The following is a 13,367-nucleotide window of genomic DNA, read 5'->3' as shown; positions in this document are numbered from 1 at the left end:
TGTAACCCGTGTCCACCCGGCCCTCCCGGCTCTAGATTTGCCGGACGTGTGGCGGTGCGTCCCTACCGCGCCGCCACACGTCCTGTGCCTCGAGCGAGATGAGTTGTGCTGTGGTGGAGAAGAATACGGTTGCCGACGAGCACGCCGCGCGCGTGTTGCGTCATTTCGGCCCCGATCCGGCGAATTGGGTCCGGCCTTCGCCGACCGATCACGACGTGGTGGTGGTCGGGGGTGGTCAGGCCGGTCTCGGCATCGGCTTCGCCGCGCGCCGAGCGGGTATCGGCCGGACCTCGGTCATCGATGCCGCCGCGCCGGGCGAGACCGGCGTCTGGACCACCACCGCGCGGATGACGACCCTGCGCACGCCCAAGATCTGGCCCGAGCCCGAATACGGTGTTCCCGGATTGGGTTTCCGCGCCTGGTACGAGACGGTGCACGGGGAGCAGGCCTACGAGAGCCTGCACCGCGTGCCCCGGCTGGACTGGGCGCGCTACATCGCCTGGATCGAACGCCATCTCGGCGTCCCCGTGCGCCACGAGACCCGGCTGACCGCGATCACCCCGGCCGCGGACCGTCTCGCCCTCACCCTTGCCGTCCGCGGGCCCGACGGCACCGACACGACCGTCGTGGAGACCACGCGAAAGTTGGTACTGGCCAACGGCGTCGAAGGCACCGGTGGCCCCTACCTGCCGCCGGAGCTGGACGGCCTGCCCGCGCACCTGGTGGCCCACACCGGCCACCGGATCGACTTCGCGCCCCTGGCCGGCCGCCGCGTCGCCGTCCTCGGCGCCGCCGCGTCGGCATTCGACGCCGCGGCCACCGCCCTGGAAGCCGGCGCCGCCGAAGTCCACCTGTTCACCCGCCGCCCCGACCTGCTCATCCAAGGCGAAGGCGACGCGGGCCCGTCCGCCGACGTCGGAGCCAGGAACAACTATCACCGTCTCGGCGACGCCGCTCGCTGGCGCAAGAAGGTCCTCGCGGCGCGGAACGGCCGCACGGTACCCCTGGCCTCGGTCGCCCGCGCCACCGCTTTCCCCGGCTTCCGCATCCACCTGAACGCGCCCTGGGCCGGCGCCCGCGCCGAGGGGGACCGTGTCGTCGTCGAGGCGGCCGACGGCACGCACACCGTCGACTTCGTGATCGCCGGAACCGGTTACCAGTACGACCCGCACACCCGACCCGAGTTGCGCGGCATCGCCGCCGATATCGCGCTGTGGGGCGACCGCCACCACCCGCCCGCCGATCTCACCGACGATGCCCTCGCCCGCACCCCCTACCTCGGCCCCGGCTTCGAACTCGTCGAGAAGGAGCCCGGCCGGGCGCCGTGGGTCGGCCGTATCCACGTCTTCTCCGCCGCGGCGAATCTCAGCTTCGGTTACCCGATAGGCGACGTCCAGAGCCTGGCCCCCGCCATTCCCCGCCTCATCGACGCGGTGGGCCGCGACCTGTACTTCGAGGACCAGCAGATCCCCGCCCCCGCCGTGGCCGCTGTGCCCGCCACTGCGGCGCCCTCGTTCCGCGACCACTACGCCCACGCCCTCTGGTCGCCGGAACTCGAGCCGAGCCGCCCCTGATGCCCGCGCTCGTGCGTGGGGGCACGCTCACCGGAGCACATCGGTCGGCCGCTCGGCTCGGGACAGCCCGGCCGGCTAGGGCGAAGTCGTGAAATAGGCCCGCACGACACCCATCTCGGTGGGTTCGGGGAAGACCTCGCGGGGGTCGCCGAGGCCGCCGACCCGGACGGTCCACTGTCCGGATCCGGTGGCGACGACGGGCCCTTCACCGGCGAGGACGAAGTAGTCCGTGCCTTCGCAGTGATAGGCGCCGACCAGCCCGTCGGCCCGCCCGCCCCACGCGCCGCCGTGTCGCCGGAAGCAGTGGGCGCCGTCGTCGAGTTCGATCCACTCCGGCTCCGGATCGTCGGCGGCGGGCACCGGGGCGAGCGGCTCGTCGAGCCGGTACTGCAGGAACTCCCGGTCCCACACGTCGATCGCGCAGGTCAGCGACTGGCGATCGCGGTGGATCCAGCAGGTGTGGGCACTGTCGGCGGTGGAACCACAGGACACGATGTCGGCCCCGCGCGAGGACACCGAGGGGCAGGCGTACCGGCAGTCGATGACCCGCCGGCTCGGGTTGCGCGCGCTCCAGCCGGGCAGCGGGTCGCCGGCGCGGTCGACGGCCGCCACCTCGACGACCTCGGTATCGGCCACCGGACGGCTCACGATGATCTGGTAGCCGTTGGGATCGATGCTCTCCACCGCGCCGACGAAGCCGTCGATGGCGGTGCGTACCCCGTCGACCACCCACAGCACCGGGGCGACGATGGTCGACAGGATCGGCGGAACGCCCCGTTGTCTGCTGCCCCGGCGAGACCGCGATCTTCGCGGCTTCGGGTCCGCTCGAACAACCGGCGATCACGAGCACCGAACACAGCACGGCGCCGACACATCCCCGGTAACCGGATCGATCCCACTTCACTTCGGCGACATCAGCCGAAACTTTGCACGACCGACCCGGTCAGACGCCGTTTTTCATCTGTTCGTCCGACTATGAGCAGCCCCTCCGGAGGAGGTGATCAGCGCCCGGGTGGCCGAGCCCGACGCGGAGGCGGATCAGCCCGCGTGCGGCTCGGAGTGACCGGGGCACCACTGCTCGGCGGGCACGCTCGCCTGTACCTCGTCGACGTGCTGGCCGCATCCGGCCCAGGTGGTCTTACCGCAGGTCGAGCAAGGGGTGGGCTGGCACATTCTCGGTTCTCCGTCTGCTTGTCGGGGGCGGGTCAGGCGGTGACCCCCGGCCGGGGGCGCACCACGATGATCGGGCTCTCGGTTCCGTGCAGCACTGCCTGGCCCACCGAACCGAGGGTCATGCCGGGGAATCCGCCGCGGCCGTGACTACCCACCACGACCAGTCGGGCCGATTCCGCGGCCTTCAACAGGAGTTTGGCCGGGCGCTCCTCCTCGACGAGACGCTCGACCACGACATCAGGGTAGCGCTCGGCGTAACCGGCCAGACTCTCCGCCACCAATGCCTCGGCTTCGCCGCGCATCTCGTCGCGGGAGAGATAGCGGGCGAACTCCGACCAGCCGTGCACGGCGACCAGCCCGGTGCCGCGGGCGTTCGCCTCCTCGTACGCCAGCGCGATGGCGGCGTTGCTCACCGGCGAGCCGTCCACGCCTACGACGACCGGACCGTCGGGCGCGGGTTCGGTCTCGGGGATGACCGCCACCGGGGACTCGGCGTGCCGGACCAGCGCGGTGCTGACCGAGCCGAGCAGCGCCCGGCGGAACGCGCCGTGTCCACGACTGCCGACTACCACCAGGTGCGCCTCCTCGGACCGGCGCAGCAGTTCGGGGATCGGCGCGGACACCACCACCGACGCCTTCGCCGTGATTTCGCCGATCGCCGAGGCGGCTTTGCGCGCGGTCTCGGTGGCCTCGGCCACGATCGGTTTGGCGGCCTCGATGCTCGTCTCGTTGTCGACCGGACCGGCGAATCCCGGGTCGAAGCTGACCGGCATGCCGATGGCGTACACCAGGTGCAGCGGCCGCCTGTGCCGTGCGGCGTACTCGGCCGCCCAGTTCAGTGCCGGACGGGCGGATTCGGAGCCGTCCACTCCGACGACGACGGGTGCTTGCGCATTCTCGGACATCGAAAGCCTTTCCGCGGGACGAGCTGCTGGCGGGTATTCGGAGCGATCGGCCGGGCGGAGTTGTCGTGCCGGCCGGACTCTCGGAGCATAGGCACAATTCGGGCGCCCCGCAGGAGTCGCAGGTCCCGAGGTTCGGGCCGGAATCCCTTGCCGGATCAGTCCGCCGTCACGGTCGCGCACCGGGCGCCGAGCAACTCGCCCAACGCCTCGGCGTAGGCCAGGTGGCAGCGGAGCCAGGGCTCGGCCACCTGCCCGATCCGCGGATAACCCGCCGTGGTCTCCGCGCTGCCACGGCGGTCAGTGCGCGCCGGACAGGTGCCCGGAGAGCCGCTCGTGCCGTGCGGTCGAGGCCGGGTTCAGCCCGACGATCTCCACGGTCTTGCCGCGTGCGGCGTACTTGGTGGTGATCGCGTCCAGAGTGGCGACCGTGGAGGCATCCCAGATGTGCGCATCGGACATGTCGATGACCACACTGGCCGGGTCGCCGAGGTAGTCGAACTGGTAGACCAGGTCGTTGCTGGAGGCGAAGAACAGCTCGCCGCGCACCTGGTATACGCGGGTGTCGATCTCGCCGTCGTCGTCGGTGTCGGATTCGCCGACCACCACCACCTCGGTGAAGTGGGCGACGCGATGGGCGAAGGCGACCATCGCCGTCAGCACGCCCGCGATCACGCCGAGGGCCAGGTTGTCGGTGAACACGGTGACCGCGACGGTCACCACCATGACCGTGGTCTCGGCGATCGGCATGCGCCGCAAGGTCTTCGGCGCGATCGAATGCCAGTCCAGGGTGCCCACCGACACCATGATCATCACCGCCACCAGCGCGGCCATCGGGATCTGCGCCACCAGCCCACCCAGACCGACCACCAGGATCAGCAGGAACACCCCGGCCAGGAAGGTCGAGATCCGGGTGCGCGCGCCGGAGACCTTCACATTGATCATGGTCTGGCCGATCATCGCGCAACCGCCCATGCCGCCGAAGAAACCGGTGACGATATTGGCCACGCCCTGGCCCCAGCCCTCGCGGGTCTTGTCGGAATGGGTATCGGTGATGTCGTCGACCAGCTTGGCCGTCAGCAGCGATTCCAGCAGCCCCACCAGCGCCATCGCCAGCGCATAGGGCGCGATGATCTTCAAGGTCTCCAGGTCCAACGGCACATCCGGCAGCAACAGCGACGGCAGGCTCGACGGCAGTTCCCCCTGGTCGCCGACGTTCGGCACGTCCAGCGCGAAGATCATCGTCACCGCCGTCAGCACCACGATGGCCACCAGCGGGGCGGGCACCACCGTGGTCACCTTCGGCAGCAGCACCACGATCAGCAGACCGACCACAACCATCGGATACACCAGCCACGGCACCCCGAGCAGATGTGGCACCTGCGCCACGAAGATCAGGATGGCCAGCGAGTTGACGAAGCCGAGCATGACGCTGCGCGGGATGAACCGCATCAGCTTGGCCACCCCGGCCACGCTCAGCAGCACCTGCAGCACGCCCGCCAGGATCACCGTCGCGATCAGATAGTCGACGCCGTGCTCGGCCACGACCGGGGCGACCACCAGCGCGACCGCACCGGTGGCGGCCGAGATCATCGCCCGGCGTCCGCCGACGAAGGCCAGCGTGACGGCCATGGTGAAGGAGGCGAACAGACCCAGTCGCGGATCGACGCCGGCGATGATGGAAAACGAGATCGCCTCCGGGATCAACGCCAGCGCCACCACCAGTCCGGCCAGCACCTCGGTGCGCAACCGGCGCGGATTGCGCAGCGCCGCGCGGACCGACCCCTCGTCCTGCCGGGTCGTCGACACCATCCACCACTCCGTCCGTCACGCGCACACCGCCGCGACCGGCGGACCCGGCAGGGTCGCGGCGGTCGCGGCGGCGGGATGCGCAGAAATCTCAACGGTGATCAGCGGGAGCGGTCATCGCCGAACGCGGCCTCGGGCCGGATCCGGTGACCGGCGATCACCCGGCTCGCCGAGATTACCCTCCCGTCAGGGGAGAGTCGCAAGCCGAACGGGCCGGGGGTGTCCTACATCTCATCCGCGAGCGGGACGGACGTGGCGGCGGGCGTTCACTTCCTCGGGTGGACGACCATCACCGGGCAGTGTGCGTTCTGCACCAGGTCGTTGCTGGTGGAACCGAGCAGCAGACCGCGGAATCCGCCGCGCCCACGGCTGCCGGTCACCACCAGTTGCGCCCGCTCGGACCACTGGCGCAGATGCTTGCGCGGTCCGGACAGGTAGGCGCGGGTGGAGACATCCAGATCGGGGAACTTCTCCCGCCAGCCGGCCAGCTGCTCGGCCAGCAACTGCTGCGCGGCCTCCTGGATGTCCTGGTCCTCGATACCCGGCGGCAGGCCGAAGAATCCCTCGGCGGGCAGATCGGTCCAGGTGTGCACGGCGATCAGCGGCGCATTGCGCTCGGCGGCCTCGGTGAAGGCCACCTCGACCGCGGCCCGGCCGAACTCGCTGCCGTCCACGCCGACCACAACCGGCAGTGTCTGCCCGCTCGCGTCCTCGGTCGCGGTCGGGTTCGCGCCGCGCACCACGACCACCGTTCCGCTGGCGTGCGAGGCCACCGCCAGCAGCGTGGAGCCGAGATGGGCGAGTGTGCCGCCGGTGCCGGTGGCGCCGAGGACCGTCATGTGCGCGGTGGCCGAGCGGTCGATCAGTATCTTGCCCGCGCTGCCGTCGGCGGACTCCACGTCGATGTCGATGCCCTCGGCGACCGAGGCCGCAAGCTCGCGGGCCCGCGCCAGCAGATTTGCGGCGGTGTCGCGCATCGCGGTGGTCACCGGGGGAACGAACAGATCGTAGGGCCCGAAGACCGCGGAGGCCGCGGCCACGTTCACCGCGTGCACCAGCAGCAGCCGCCGGTTCCTGCGGGCGGCTGTCTCGGCGGCCCATCGCACCGCGAGGTCGCCTGCGGTGCCGTCGACGCCGACGACGATCGGCGCGGAGACGAGTTGCGGATCGTGACTGGTCATAGTGCGCGGTCCTCCGGGAGTCGGCTGTCGTGACCCCATGCTAGGCCGAAGTCGATCATGCGCGCCGGAGGCCGAAAGTCCTCTCTTCGAGAGCCGGAAAGCAGACGGCGCGTCGCGCGGGCAGACGAGGTCTGCCCGCGCGACGCGCCGTGGGTGCGCGTTCGGGAACGCTCAGCCGGTGCCGATCAGCTGCTCAGGCCCATGCCCTCGGCGAGCAGCGGCCACGAATCCTTCAGCGCCTCTTCCCAATACGGCCAGTAGTGCGTGCCGACCGGGTTGAAGTTGTAGGTGGCCGGGATGTCCAGCGAGTCGAGCTTGTTCTTCAGATTCGCCGTGCAGCCGTTGACGGCCGCCTCGATGATCACGCCGAGGCTCAGGTTGACCGCGCCCATCGGGCCCGGCGCGCTGTCGAGGTAGTACTGCACGTCCTCGAGCACCGGGATGCCGCTGCCGGTGGAGATGTAGAGCTTGGTGTCGCGCAGCTTCTCGGCGTTGATCACCGGGTCGTTCTCGGCCCACAGCGGGCTGTCGGCCGGGCCGTACATGTTCTCGGTGTCACCGCCGCCCCAGGTCTCGACCGCCAGCTTCAGGAACTGCTGGCCGACCGGATCGGCGATCTGCGCGCAGCCGCTGTAGGCGGCGACGGACTTCCACAGGCCGGGCTTGGCCTCGGCCAGCTGCAGCACCGACGTGCCCGAGGTGGACAGGCCGGTCAGCGAGTTGAGGCCGGTCGAGCCCAGCTCCGCGTCCAGCAGCGGGGGGAGTTCCTCGGTGAAGAACGTCTTCCATTTGTTCACGCCCAGCACCGGGTCGGCCTGCTGCCAGTCGGTGTAGTAGCTGCCGCGACCGCCGATCGGCTGGATGACATTGACCGGCTTGTCGGCCAGCCACTCCAGCGCATGGGTGGCGGCCTTCCAGCTCGCCGTGCCGTAGCCGCCGTCGAGGCCGTTGAGCATGTAGAGATTGGGCGCGGGCACCGACTCGTCGGCAGGGCGCTGCACGTCGACGGTGATCTCGGAATCCATCGCCGCCGAGTAGACCTTCAGATGCCAGTTCCGCCCGTCCTTCTGGACGGACGTGATCGCCGAGGGCTTGGCCGGTTCGGCCGAGCTCGCCCCCGCGAACACCGACATCGCCATCGCGGCGGTGAGGGCGGCGGCGGCGGTGCGCAGCACCCGCTTCCGTCTCCCCACCCCGGCTTGCGCCCGGATCACCGATTTCCGCGTCCGAGAACGCATGAATGCACCACCTGCCTAGCTTCGCCGCGCCCACGCGCGCGCCATCTGGTCCTGTGACCGGCTACATATCCGATCGAGGACCAACTGTTACACGCGCGCGGGTCAGGACACGAACCGTGATCGGCATCCAGGGCGAAGTGCGTCCTGCGACCGCGGATCACGACCGTTCCCGGCTCGAGGCAAGATCGAATGATGAGCACCACATCGCGACCGCGGTTCCCGGACGACTCGGGCGCGCCGGAGCTGGACGGTTCCTCGTCGGAGCCACCCGCGGGCGCCGCGTCCGCACTCGACGGGCTCGACATCGCGAATTTCCGGGAGCTCGCCCGCACCCGTCTCGAACGCTTCCCCCGGATCGAGGTCCCCGACGCTCCTGGCATGCGTCGGGCGGCGGTCGTGCTGTGTGTGGTACCCGGCGCGGAAGGCGCGCTCGCGGTGCTCGTGATCAAGCGCGCCTACCGCGGTCGCAATGCGGGGCAGTGGGGGTTGCCCGGCGGCCGGATGGAAGCGGGGGAGAGCGCCGAGCAGGCCGCGCTGCGCGAATTGCACGAGGAGCTCGCCCTGCCCGCCGACCCCGGCGACATCCTCGGCGTACTCGACGACTTCCCGGCCACCTCCGGCTTCGCGATCACCCCGGTGGTGGTGACGATGCCGGGCCTCGCCGGGCTGCGGCCCCACCCGGACGAGGTCCACTCCGTCCACTTCGTGCCGCTGACCCGCCTCGCCGCGCAGGACGTGCCGCACTGGCTCCGCCGCGCGGACTTCCCGGACGGACCTGATCTGCTGCAGATGCGGCTCGGCCCCAGGATGACCATCCACGCCCCGACCGGCGCGATGCTCTGGCAGTTCCGCGAGGTGGTCCTGCTCGGTAGCGACCCCGCCGAGGCCAGGGTCGCGCACTTCGCCCAGCCGGATTGGACCCGGCGCTGAGTCGCCGACGGACCCGCCGCGCCACGGTTCGCCCGGATTGCCCGCGGCCCGGCTCGGGACATAGCAAGATCGAAGCATCGCATCGTGATTCGGGATCTTCCCCGGCGGAAGGAATGGAGCGCCATGAGTGACGTTCTGGTCGTCATCGGTATCGGCGGTATGGGAGTGGCGATCGCCCGCAGACTCGGCCCCGGCCGCCCGGTGCTGCTGGCCGACTTCGACGACGCGGCACTCCACGCTGTGGCCGAGCGTCTGCGCGGCGACGGCTACGACGTCCACACCCAGCAGGTCGACGTCTCCGACGCGTCGGCGGTGGCGGCGCTGGCCGCCCGCGCGGCCGGACTCGGCCCGGTCACCGCGGTCGCCCATACCGCCGGTCTCTCGCCCACCCAGGCTTCGGCCGCCGCGATCCTCGGCGTGGACCTGGCGGGCGTCGCCTACGTGCTCGACGAATTCGGCAAGGTCATCGCGCGCGGCGGGGCGGGCGTGGTGATCGCCAGCATGGCGGGCAGCCTGACAGCAGGCGCGCTGCCCGCCGAGATGGAGACCGCCCTCGCCCGCACTCCCTCCGCCGAACTGCTCGACCTGCCCTTCCTGCAGGAAGGCGCGATTCCCAACGCCGGCGCGGCCTACGCCTTCGCGAAACGGGGCAATCAGGTCCGCGTGCAGGCCGCCAGCCTCGCGTGGGGCGCCCGCGGCGCGCGCGTCAACAGCATCAGCCCCGGCGTGATCTCCACCCCCATGGGCCGCGAGGAACTGTCCGGCGAGTCCGGCGCGAGCATGCGCGCCATGATCGCGGGGTCGGGCACCGGCCGGGTCGGCACTCCCGCGGACATCGCCGCCGCGGTCGCCTTCCTCCTCGGCCCCGAGTCGTCCTTCATCACCGGCACCGATCTGCTCGTCGACGGCGGCGTGGTCGCGGCCGTGCGCAGCGGCGCGGTTCAGCTCGGCGGAAGCTGAACCGCCGAGCCGCACCACCACCGCGACGGCGCCACCGGCCGCCGTGTCGGCGGAACGCGGTGCCGGACATCGCCCGGCCGAACGGTCAGATCGGCTCGAATCGAGAGATCCGCCAGGCGTCGTCGACCTTGGTCAGCGTCACGCGCACGCTGCTCGCGGTCAGCGCCGGATCGGGTTTCTCGGCGCTGGTCGTGGTCTGGTTGATGAACACCAGGACCACGGCCTGATCCGGGGTGAGTTCGGCGACGGCGGAGCGTACGACGGCGGCGTCGGTGGACACCGACTTCTCCTTGGCGGCCGGGGCCACGACCTGCTGGGTGAACTGGCTGTAGTAGGCGAGGAAATCGCCGGTGAGGTGTGTCTTCGCCGAGGCGAAATCGGCGTCGATGGTGTCGGGAGTGTAGGAGAGCAGGGCCACGGTCCCGGTGGTCGCGGCCTCCACGGCCGTCCGCGCGGCCGCGTCGTCGACGTGGCTGTCGGTGCGGTACTGCGTGGCCCAGAGCGTGACCGCGAGCGCGGCCGAAGCCACGGCCAGGATCGTCAGGATGGCGAATCCGCGCTCGGCGCGGAGTATGCCGAACGCTCGGCGCGGGCCGCTCAGGAGTGTGCTGGTCGTCGTCATGGCACGAACTCGACTTTCGACATCTTGATCGTGTCCCCTTCACGGGTCACGGTCACGCTCAGCCGCCAGGCGCGCGGCTCCTCCTGTGCTCCTGCCGAATTGGTGACCTGGGAGGTGGCCGCTACCAGCACGACCGCCGAATCCTCGGTCATCGATTCGACCGCAGCGGAATTCACGGTGCCGGCCGTGGCGACCCGGGACTGCTCGATGACGGAGGTGAAATCCTGCGATCGGCTCTCGAAATCGTCGCGGAACGCCCCGGTCGAATGCTCCAGCACCCGCTGCACGTCCTGCTCGGCCCGGCTGAAATCGAGTGAGGTGAGCGCCACGACCCCCTGCCGCGCCGCCTCGGTGAACTCCACTTTCCGCTGGTTCGACTGCATTGTCTCCCGATGGTGGTGGACGAGCATCCCGCTCACCGTCCCGGACACCGCGATCGATGCGACAGCGAGCGCGCCGATCAGCGCCCGCCCGCTCGGGAGGCGCCGTGATCGCCGAGATGGCGCCGGGCTCGTAGCGGCGTCGCCCGCCGTAGTCGCGGCGGGGACGGCCTTCGCCGGTGCCGGTTCGGCTGTCGCGGCCGGGTCCGTCGCCTCCTGCGCAACGGGCGCCGAGCCGGCGGCGGGCGCGGAATCGTCCGAAGGCGGATCTGCCGGGGCGGCGGGCGGTTCCGGTGCGGTCGCGCTCACGGCGGACACCGCCGCGTCCGCCTCGGCGACTCGGGTCACCGCGTGCTCGGCCGCGACCGCCCGCTGACGCAATCGGCCGGCCCGAGCGCGCGCCTGGGCCGCCGCGGCCACTGCTTCCGCCGCGACCGCCTCCGCCTCGGCCTGCTCGGCGGCGAGGCGGAGTTCGTCGAGATCCGGTGTCGCTGTGTCGCGCGCCGAGCCGGCTCCCGGATCCGGGAGGTCGCTCACACCGGCCGGGCTGTCCAGGGCGAGTCGGCTGTCCGGGTGAGCGGCAGCGGGCCGGGCGGGGCCGGCGTAGTCGTCGCTGTGGGTGAGCTGGGGCATCGCCGAATCCTCGGTGTGGGAACGGATCACGGGTCGACCCGCGATCGTTCGACGGCTCTGAGCTGTGCCACGTGTCGGCTCCGAGCCGCCGCGCGGGAAGTTCGGATTACCACGAAGCGAGAACGACGTTATCACACGAAGTCTCGCGAGAAACGGCTATTTGCCATGGTCAATAACGCAATATGGCGACCTGACGCGCTCTGCCGGTCCTGTTCGAACGGTGCTGCAGAGGCCGTGGCGTCGAGTAGTGAGTATGTTATTCTCGCAAACAGAGAATGCGAATATCGCCACGAGCGGACACCGGGGTTTGCCGATCCCGTGCCGCGGCTGCCGTGGCGAAGCTCGCGGAGAGGGTGCGGGATGAGCGTGTCACTGCTGCTCGATATGGCGGTTTCGAGCGACCCGGATCGGACAGCGGTCGTCTGCGACGACGTGCGCTGGACCGCCGCCCGGCTCGCCGGCCTCGCCGACGGCGGTGGCGCACGGATCGCGGCCTCGGGATGCCGGAGTGTGGCCTATATCGGCACCGGCGGCCCGATGCTCCCGCTGCTGATCTTCGCCGCGGCTCGCGCGGGCGTGCCGTTCACGCCGTTGAACTATCGCCTCGGCGGCGCCGCACTGCTCGAACTGCTCGGCCGCCTCGACGCTCCGCTGCTGGTCTGCGATACCGAATACCTCGATGCTGTCGGCGATTTCGGTGGTCCCACGGTCGTCTCGGACGATTTCGTCGGCCGAGCCGTTCGGGGCGGCGCCGTCGAGACCCCGGGCGAGGACGAGATCGCGGTCGTCCTGTTCACCTCCGGCACCACCTCGGCGCCCAAGGCCGTCGAACTGACCCACACCAACTTGGTCAGCTATATCACCGGCACGGTGGAATTCGCCTCCGCCGCACCGGGGGACGCGGCTCTGATCAGCGTCCCGCCCTATCACATCGCCGGTGTCAGCGCGGTCCTGTCCAATCTGTACGCGGGCCGGAAACTGGTCTATCTTCCTCGGTTCGACCCCGCGCGCTGGCTGAGCCTGGTCGCCGGGGAACGCATCACGAGCGCGACCGTGGTGCCGACCATGCTCGACCGGATCGTCACCGAACTCGAACGCACCGGCGCGGATCTGTCGAGCCTGCGCACGCTGGCCTACGGCGGGGCCAAGGTCGCACTTCCGCTGGTGCGCAAGGCGCTCGAACTCATGCCCGAGGTCGGCTTCGTCAACGCCTACGGACTGACCGAGACCAGCTCCACCATCGCCGTCCTCGATCCGGACGACCACCGGGAGGCGCACGCGGCCACCGACCCGGATGTCGCGAAAAGACTGGCCTCGGTGGGCAAACCGGTGCCGGGCATCGAACTGCAGATCCGTGACGAACTGGGCGCGGTGCTGCCCGCGGGCGAGACCGGCGAACTGTTCGTGCGCGGCCCTCAGGTCTCCGGCCGCTACACCGGCATCGGCTCGGTCCTCGACGCCGACGGCTGGTTCCCGACCCGCGACGTCGCGAGCCTGGACGCCGAGGGCTATCTGTTCATCGGCGGCCGCTCCGACGACACCATCATCCGCGGCGGCGAGAACATCGCGCCCGCCGAGATCGAGGACGTCCTGGTCGAACACGACGCGGTGCGCGAGGTCGCGGTGGTCGGCGTCGAGGATGCCCAGTGGGGCCAGATCATCGTCGCGGTGGTGGTGCCCGCAGGCACGGTCCGCCCCGATCCCGCCGATCTGCGTGAGTTCGTTCGCGCCCGTCTGCGCGGCTCGCGCACCCCCGACCGGATCGTCTTCCGCGACGAGTTGCCCGTCACCCCGACCGGGAAAATCCTGCGGCGCAGCCTCGTCTCCGAAATCCAGCAAGCCGAAGTGCGGCGAGCCGACAGCCCGCAGCCCGACAGCCGAGGCTCCGACCATGCCGCACAACCGACGGCCCGGTCGTCCTGAACCGATCCGCGGCCGGTCCGTCTCGGACGAGCCGGGCCGGGC

12 protein-coding genes are annotated in these 13,367 nt (G+C 70.6%); 4 read left to right on the top strand and 8 right to left on the bottom strand.

All coding sequences use genetic code 11. The features are described from left to right. Positions 1–110 precede the first annotated feature (110 nt). Positions 111–1,574 carry an NAD(P)-binding domain-containing protein gene (locus tag ON26_RS23510; RefSeq protein WP_051027431.1) on the top strand — a complete coding sequence of 488 codons (1,464 nt, stop codon included), beginning with the start codon at positions 111–113 and terminating at the stop codon, positions 1,572–1,574. Between the two features lie 75 nt (positions 1,575–1,649). On the opposite strand, the gene ON26_RS23505 is transcribed toward ON26_RS23510, so the two are convergent. The 6 genes from ON26_RS23505 to ON26_RS23485 all read right to left on the bottom strand — a co-directional run bounded on the left by ON26_RS23505 (position 1,650) and on the right by ON26_RS23485 (position 7,877). Further along, the gene (locus tag ON26_RS23505; RefSeq protein ID WP_245546010.1) at positions 1,650–2,312 is read right to left on the bottom strand and encodes a hypothetical protein; all 663 of its coding nucleotides are present in this window, start codon (positions 2,310–2,312) and stop codon (positions 1,650–1,652) included. Between the two features lie 300 nt (positions 2,313–2,612). Continuing rightward, positions 2,613–2,747 carry a DUF8730 family Cys-rich protein gene (locus ON26_RS34945; RefSeq protein ID WP_281032409.1) on the bottom strand — a complete coding sequence of 45 codons (135 nt, stop codon included), beginning with the start codon at positions 2,745–2,747 and terminating at the stop codon, positions 2,613–2,615. Positions 2,748–2,779: 32 nt separating this feature from the next. After that, entirely contained in the window at positions 2,780–3,652 is an 873-nt protein-coding gene (locus ON26_RS23500) for a universal stress protein (RefSeq protein WP_040798617.1), read from the bottom strand. Positions 3,653–3,949: 297 nt separating this feature from the next. Continuing rightward, complete coding sequence (locus ON26_RS23495) at positions 3,950–5,461, bottom strand: SulP family inorganic anion transporter (RefSeq protein WP_040798614.1); 1,512 nt, start codon at positions 5,459–5,461, stop codon at positions 3,950–3,952. Between the two features lie 263 nt (positions 5,462–5,724). Next, complete coding sequence (locus ON26_RS23490) at positions 5,725–6,639, bottom strand: universal stress protein (RefSeq protein ID WP_040798613.1); 915 nt, start codon at positions 6,637–6,639, stop codon at positions 5,725–5,727. 185 nt (positions 6,640–6,824) lie between these two features. Next, positions 6,825–7,877, bottom strand: coding sequence for an alpha/beta hydrolase (locus tag ON26_RS23485; protein WP_083884311.1), 1,053 nt, complete (start codon positions 7,875–7,877; stop codon positions 6,825–6,827). A gap of 192 nt (positions 7,878–8,069) precedes the next feature. On the opposite strand from ON26_RS23485, the gene ON26_RS23480 reads away from it, so the two are divergent. Both ON26_RS23480 and ON26_RS23475 read left to right on the top strand, forming a co-directional pair. Further along, positions 8,070–8,807, top strand: coding sequence for an NUDIX hydrolase (locus tag ON26_RS23480; RefSeq protein ID WP_083884310.1), 738 nt, complete (start codon positions 8,070–8,072; stop codon positions 8,805–8,807). Positions 8,808–8,930: 123 nt separating this feature from the next. Then, a complete protein-coding gene (locus tag ON26_RS23475; protein WP_040798612.1) occupies positions 8,931–9,767 on the top strand; it encodes an SDR family oxidoreductase in 837 nt (278 codons plus the stop codon). Positions 9,768–9,852: 85 nt separating this feature from the next. Here ON26_RS23475 and ON26_RS23470 read toward each other — a convergent pair whose 3' ends face one another. Both ON26_RS23470 and ON26_RS23465 read right to left on the bottom strand, forming a co-directional pair. Then, on the bottom strand, positions 9,853–10,389 hold the full coding sequence (locus tag ON26_RS23470; protein ID WP_245546008.1) for a twin-arginine translocation pathway signal: 537 nt from the start codon (positions 10,387–10,389) through the stop codon (positions 9,853–9,855). Continuing rightward, positions 10,386–11,402 carry an Rv1363c family protein gene (locus tag ON26_RS23465; RefSeq protein ID WP_245546006.1) on the bottom strand — a complete coding sequence of 339 codons (1,017 nt, stop codon included), beginning with the start codon at positions 11,400–11,402 and terminating at the stop codon, positions 10,386–10,388. Before ON26_RS23465 ends, ON26_RS23470 begins: the two co-directional genes overlap by 4 nt. Before the next feature lie 360 nt (positions 11,403–11,762). Between ON26_RS23465 and ON26_RS23460 the strand changes: the two genes are divergently transcribed. Further along, complete coding sequence (locus ON26_RS23460) at positions 11,763–13,325, top strand: class I adenylate-forming enzyme family protein (RefSeq protein ID WP_051027429.1); 1,563 nt, start codon at positions 11,763–11,765, stop codon at positions 13,323–13,325. Positions 13,326–13,367 lie beyond the last annotated feature (42 nt).

The organism is Nocardia higoensis NBRC 100133 (assembly GCF_000308595.1).
In the GTDB taxonomy this organism is placed as follows: Bacteria; Actinomycetota; Actinomycetes; order Mycobacteriales; family Mycobacteriaceae; genus Nocardia; species Nocardia higoensis.
The sequence above is the reverse complement of the archived record's forward strand: the minus strand, read 5'-3'. Positions and strand labels throughout refer to the sequence as shown.

Bases quoted from the DNA above. Each gene is read 5' to 3' on its own strand.
- ON26_RS34945 (WP_281032409.1), bottom strand. From the start codon at position 2,747: ATGTGCCAGCCCACCCCTTGCTCGACCTGCGGTAAGACCACCTGGGCC.
- ON26_RS23500 (WP_040798617.1), bottom strand. From the start codon at position 3,652: ATGTCCGAGAATGCGCAAGCACCCGTCGTCGTCGGAGTGGACGGCTCC.
- ON26_RS23495 (WP_040798614.1), bottom strand. From the start codon at position 5,461: ATGGTGTCGACGACCCGGCAGGACGAGGGGTCGGTCCGCGCGGCGCTG.
- ON26_RS23490 (WP_040798613.1), bottom strand. From the start codon at position 6,639: ATGACCAGTCACGATCCGCAACTCGTCTCCGCGCCGATCGTCGTCGGC.
- ON26_RS23485 (WP_083884311.1), bottom strand. From the start codon at position 7,877: ATGCGTTCTCGGACGCGGAAATCGGTGATCCGGGCGCAAGCCGGGGTG.
- ON26_RS23480 (WP_083884310.1), top strand. From the start codon at position 8,070: ATGAGCACCACATCGCGACCGCGGTTCCCGGACGACTCGGGCGCGCCG.
- ON26_RS23475 (WP_040798612.1), top strand. From the start codon at position 8,931: ATGAGTGACGTTCTGGTCGTCATCGGTATCGGCGGTATGGGAGTGGCG.
- ON26_RS23470 (WP_245546008.1), bottom strand. From the start codon at position 10,389: ATGACGACGACCAGCACACTCCTGAGCGGCCCGCGCCGAGCGTTCGGC.
- ON26_RS23465 (WP_245546006.1), bottom strand. From the start codon at position 11,402: ATGCCCCAGCTCACCCACAGCGACGACTACGCCGGCCCCGCCCGGCCC.
- ON26_RS23460 (WP_051027429.1), top strand. From the start codon at position 11,763: ATGAGCGTGTCACTGCTGCTCGATATGGCGGTTTCGAGCGACCCGGAT.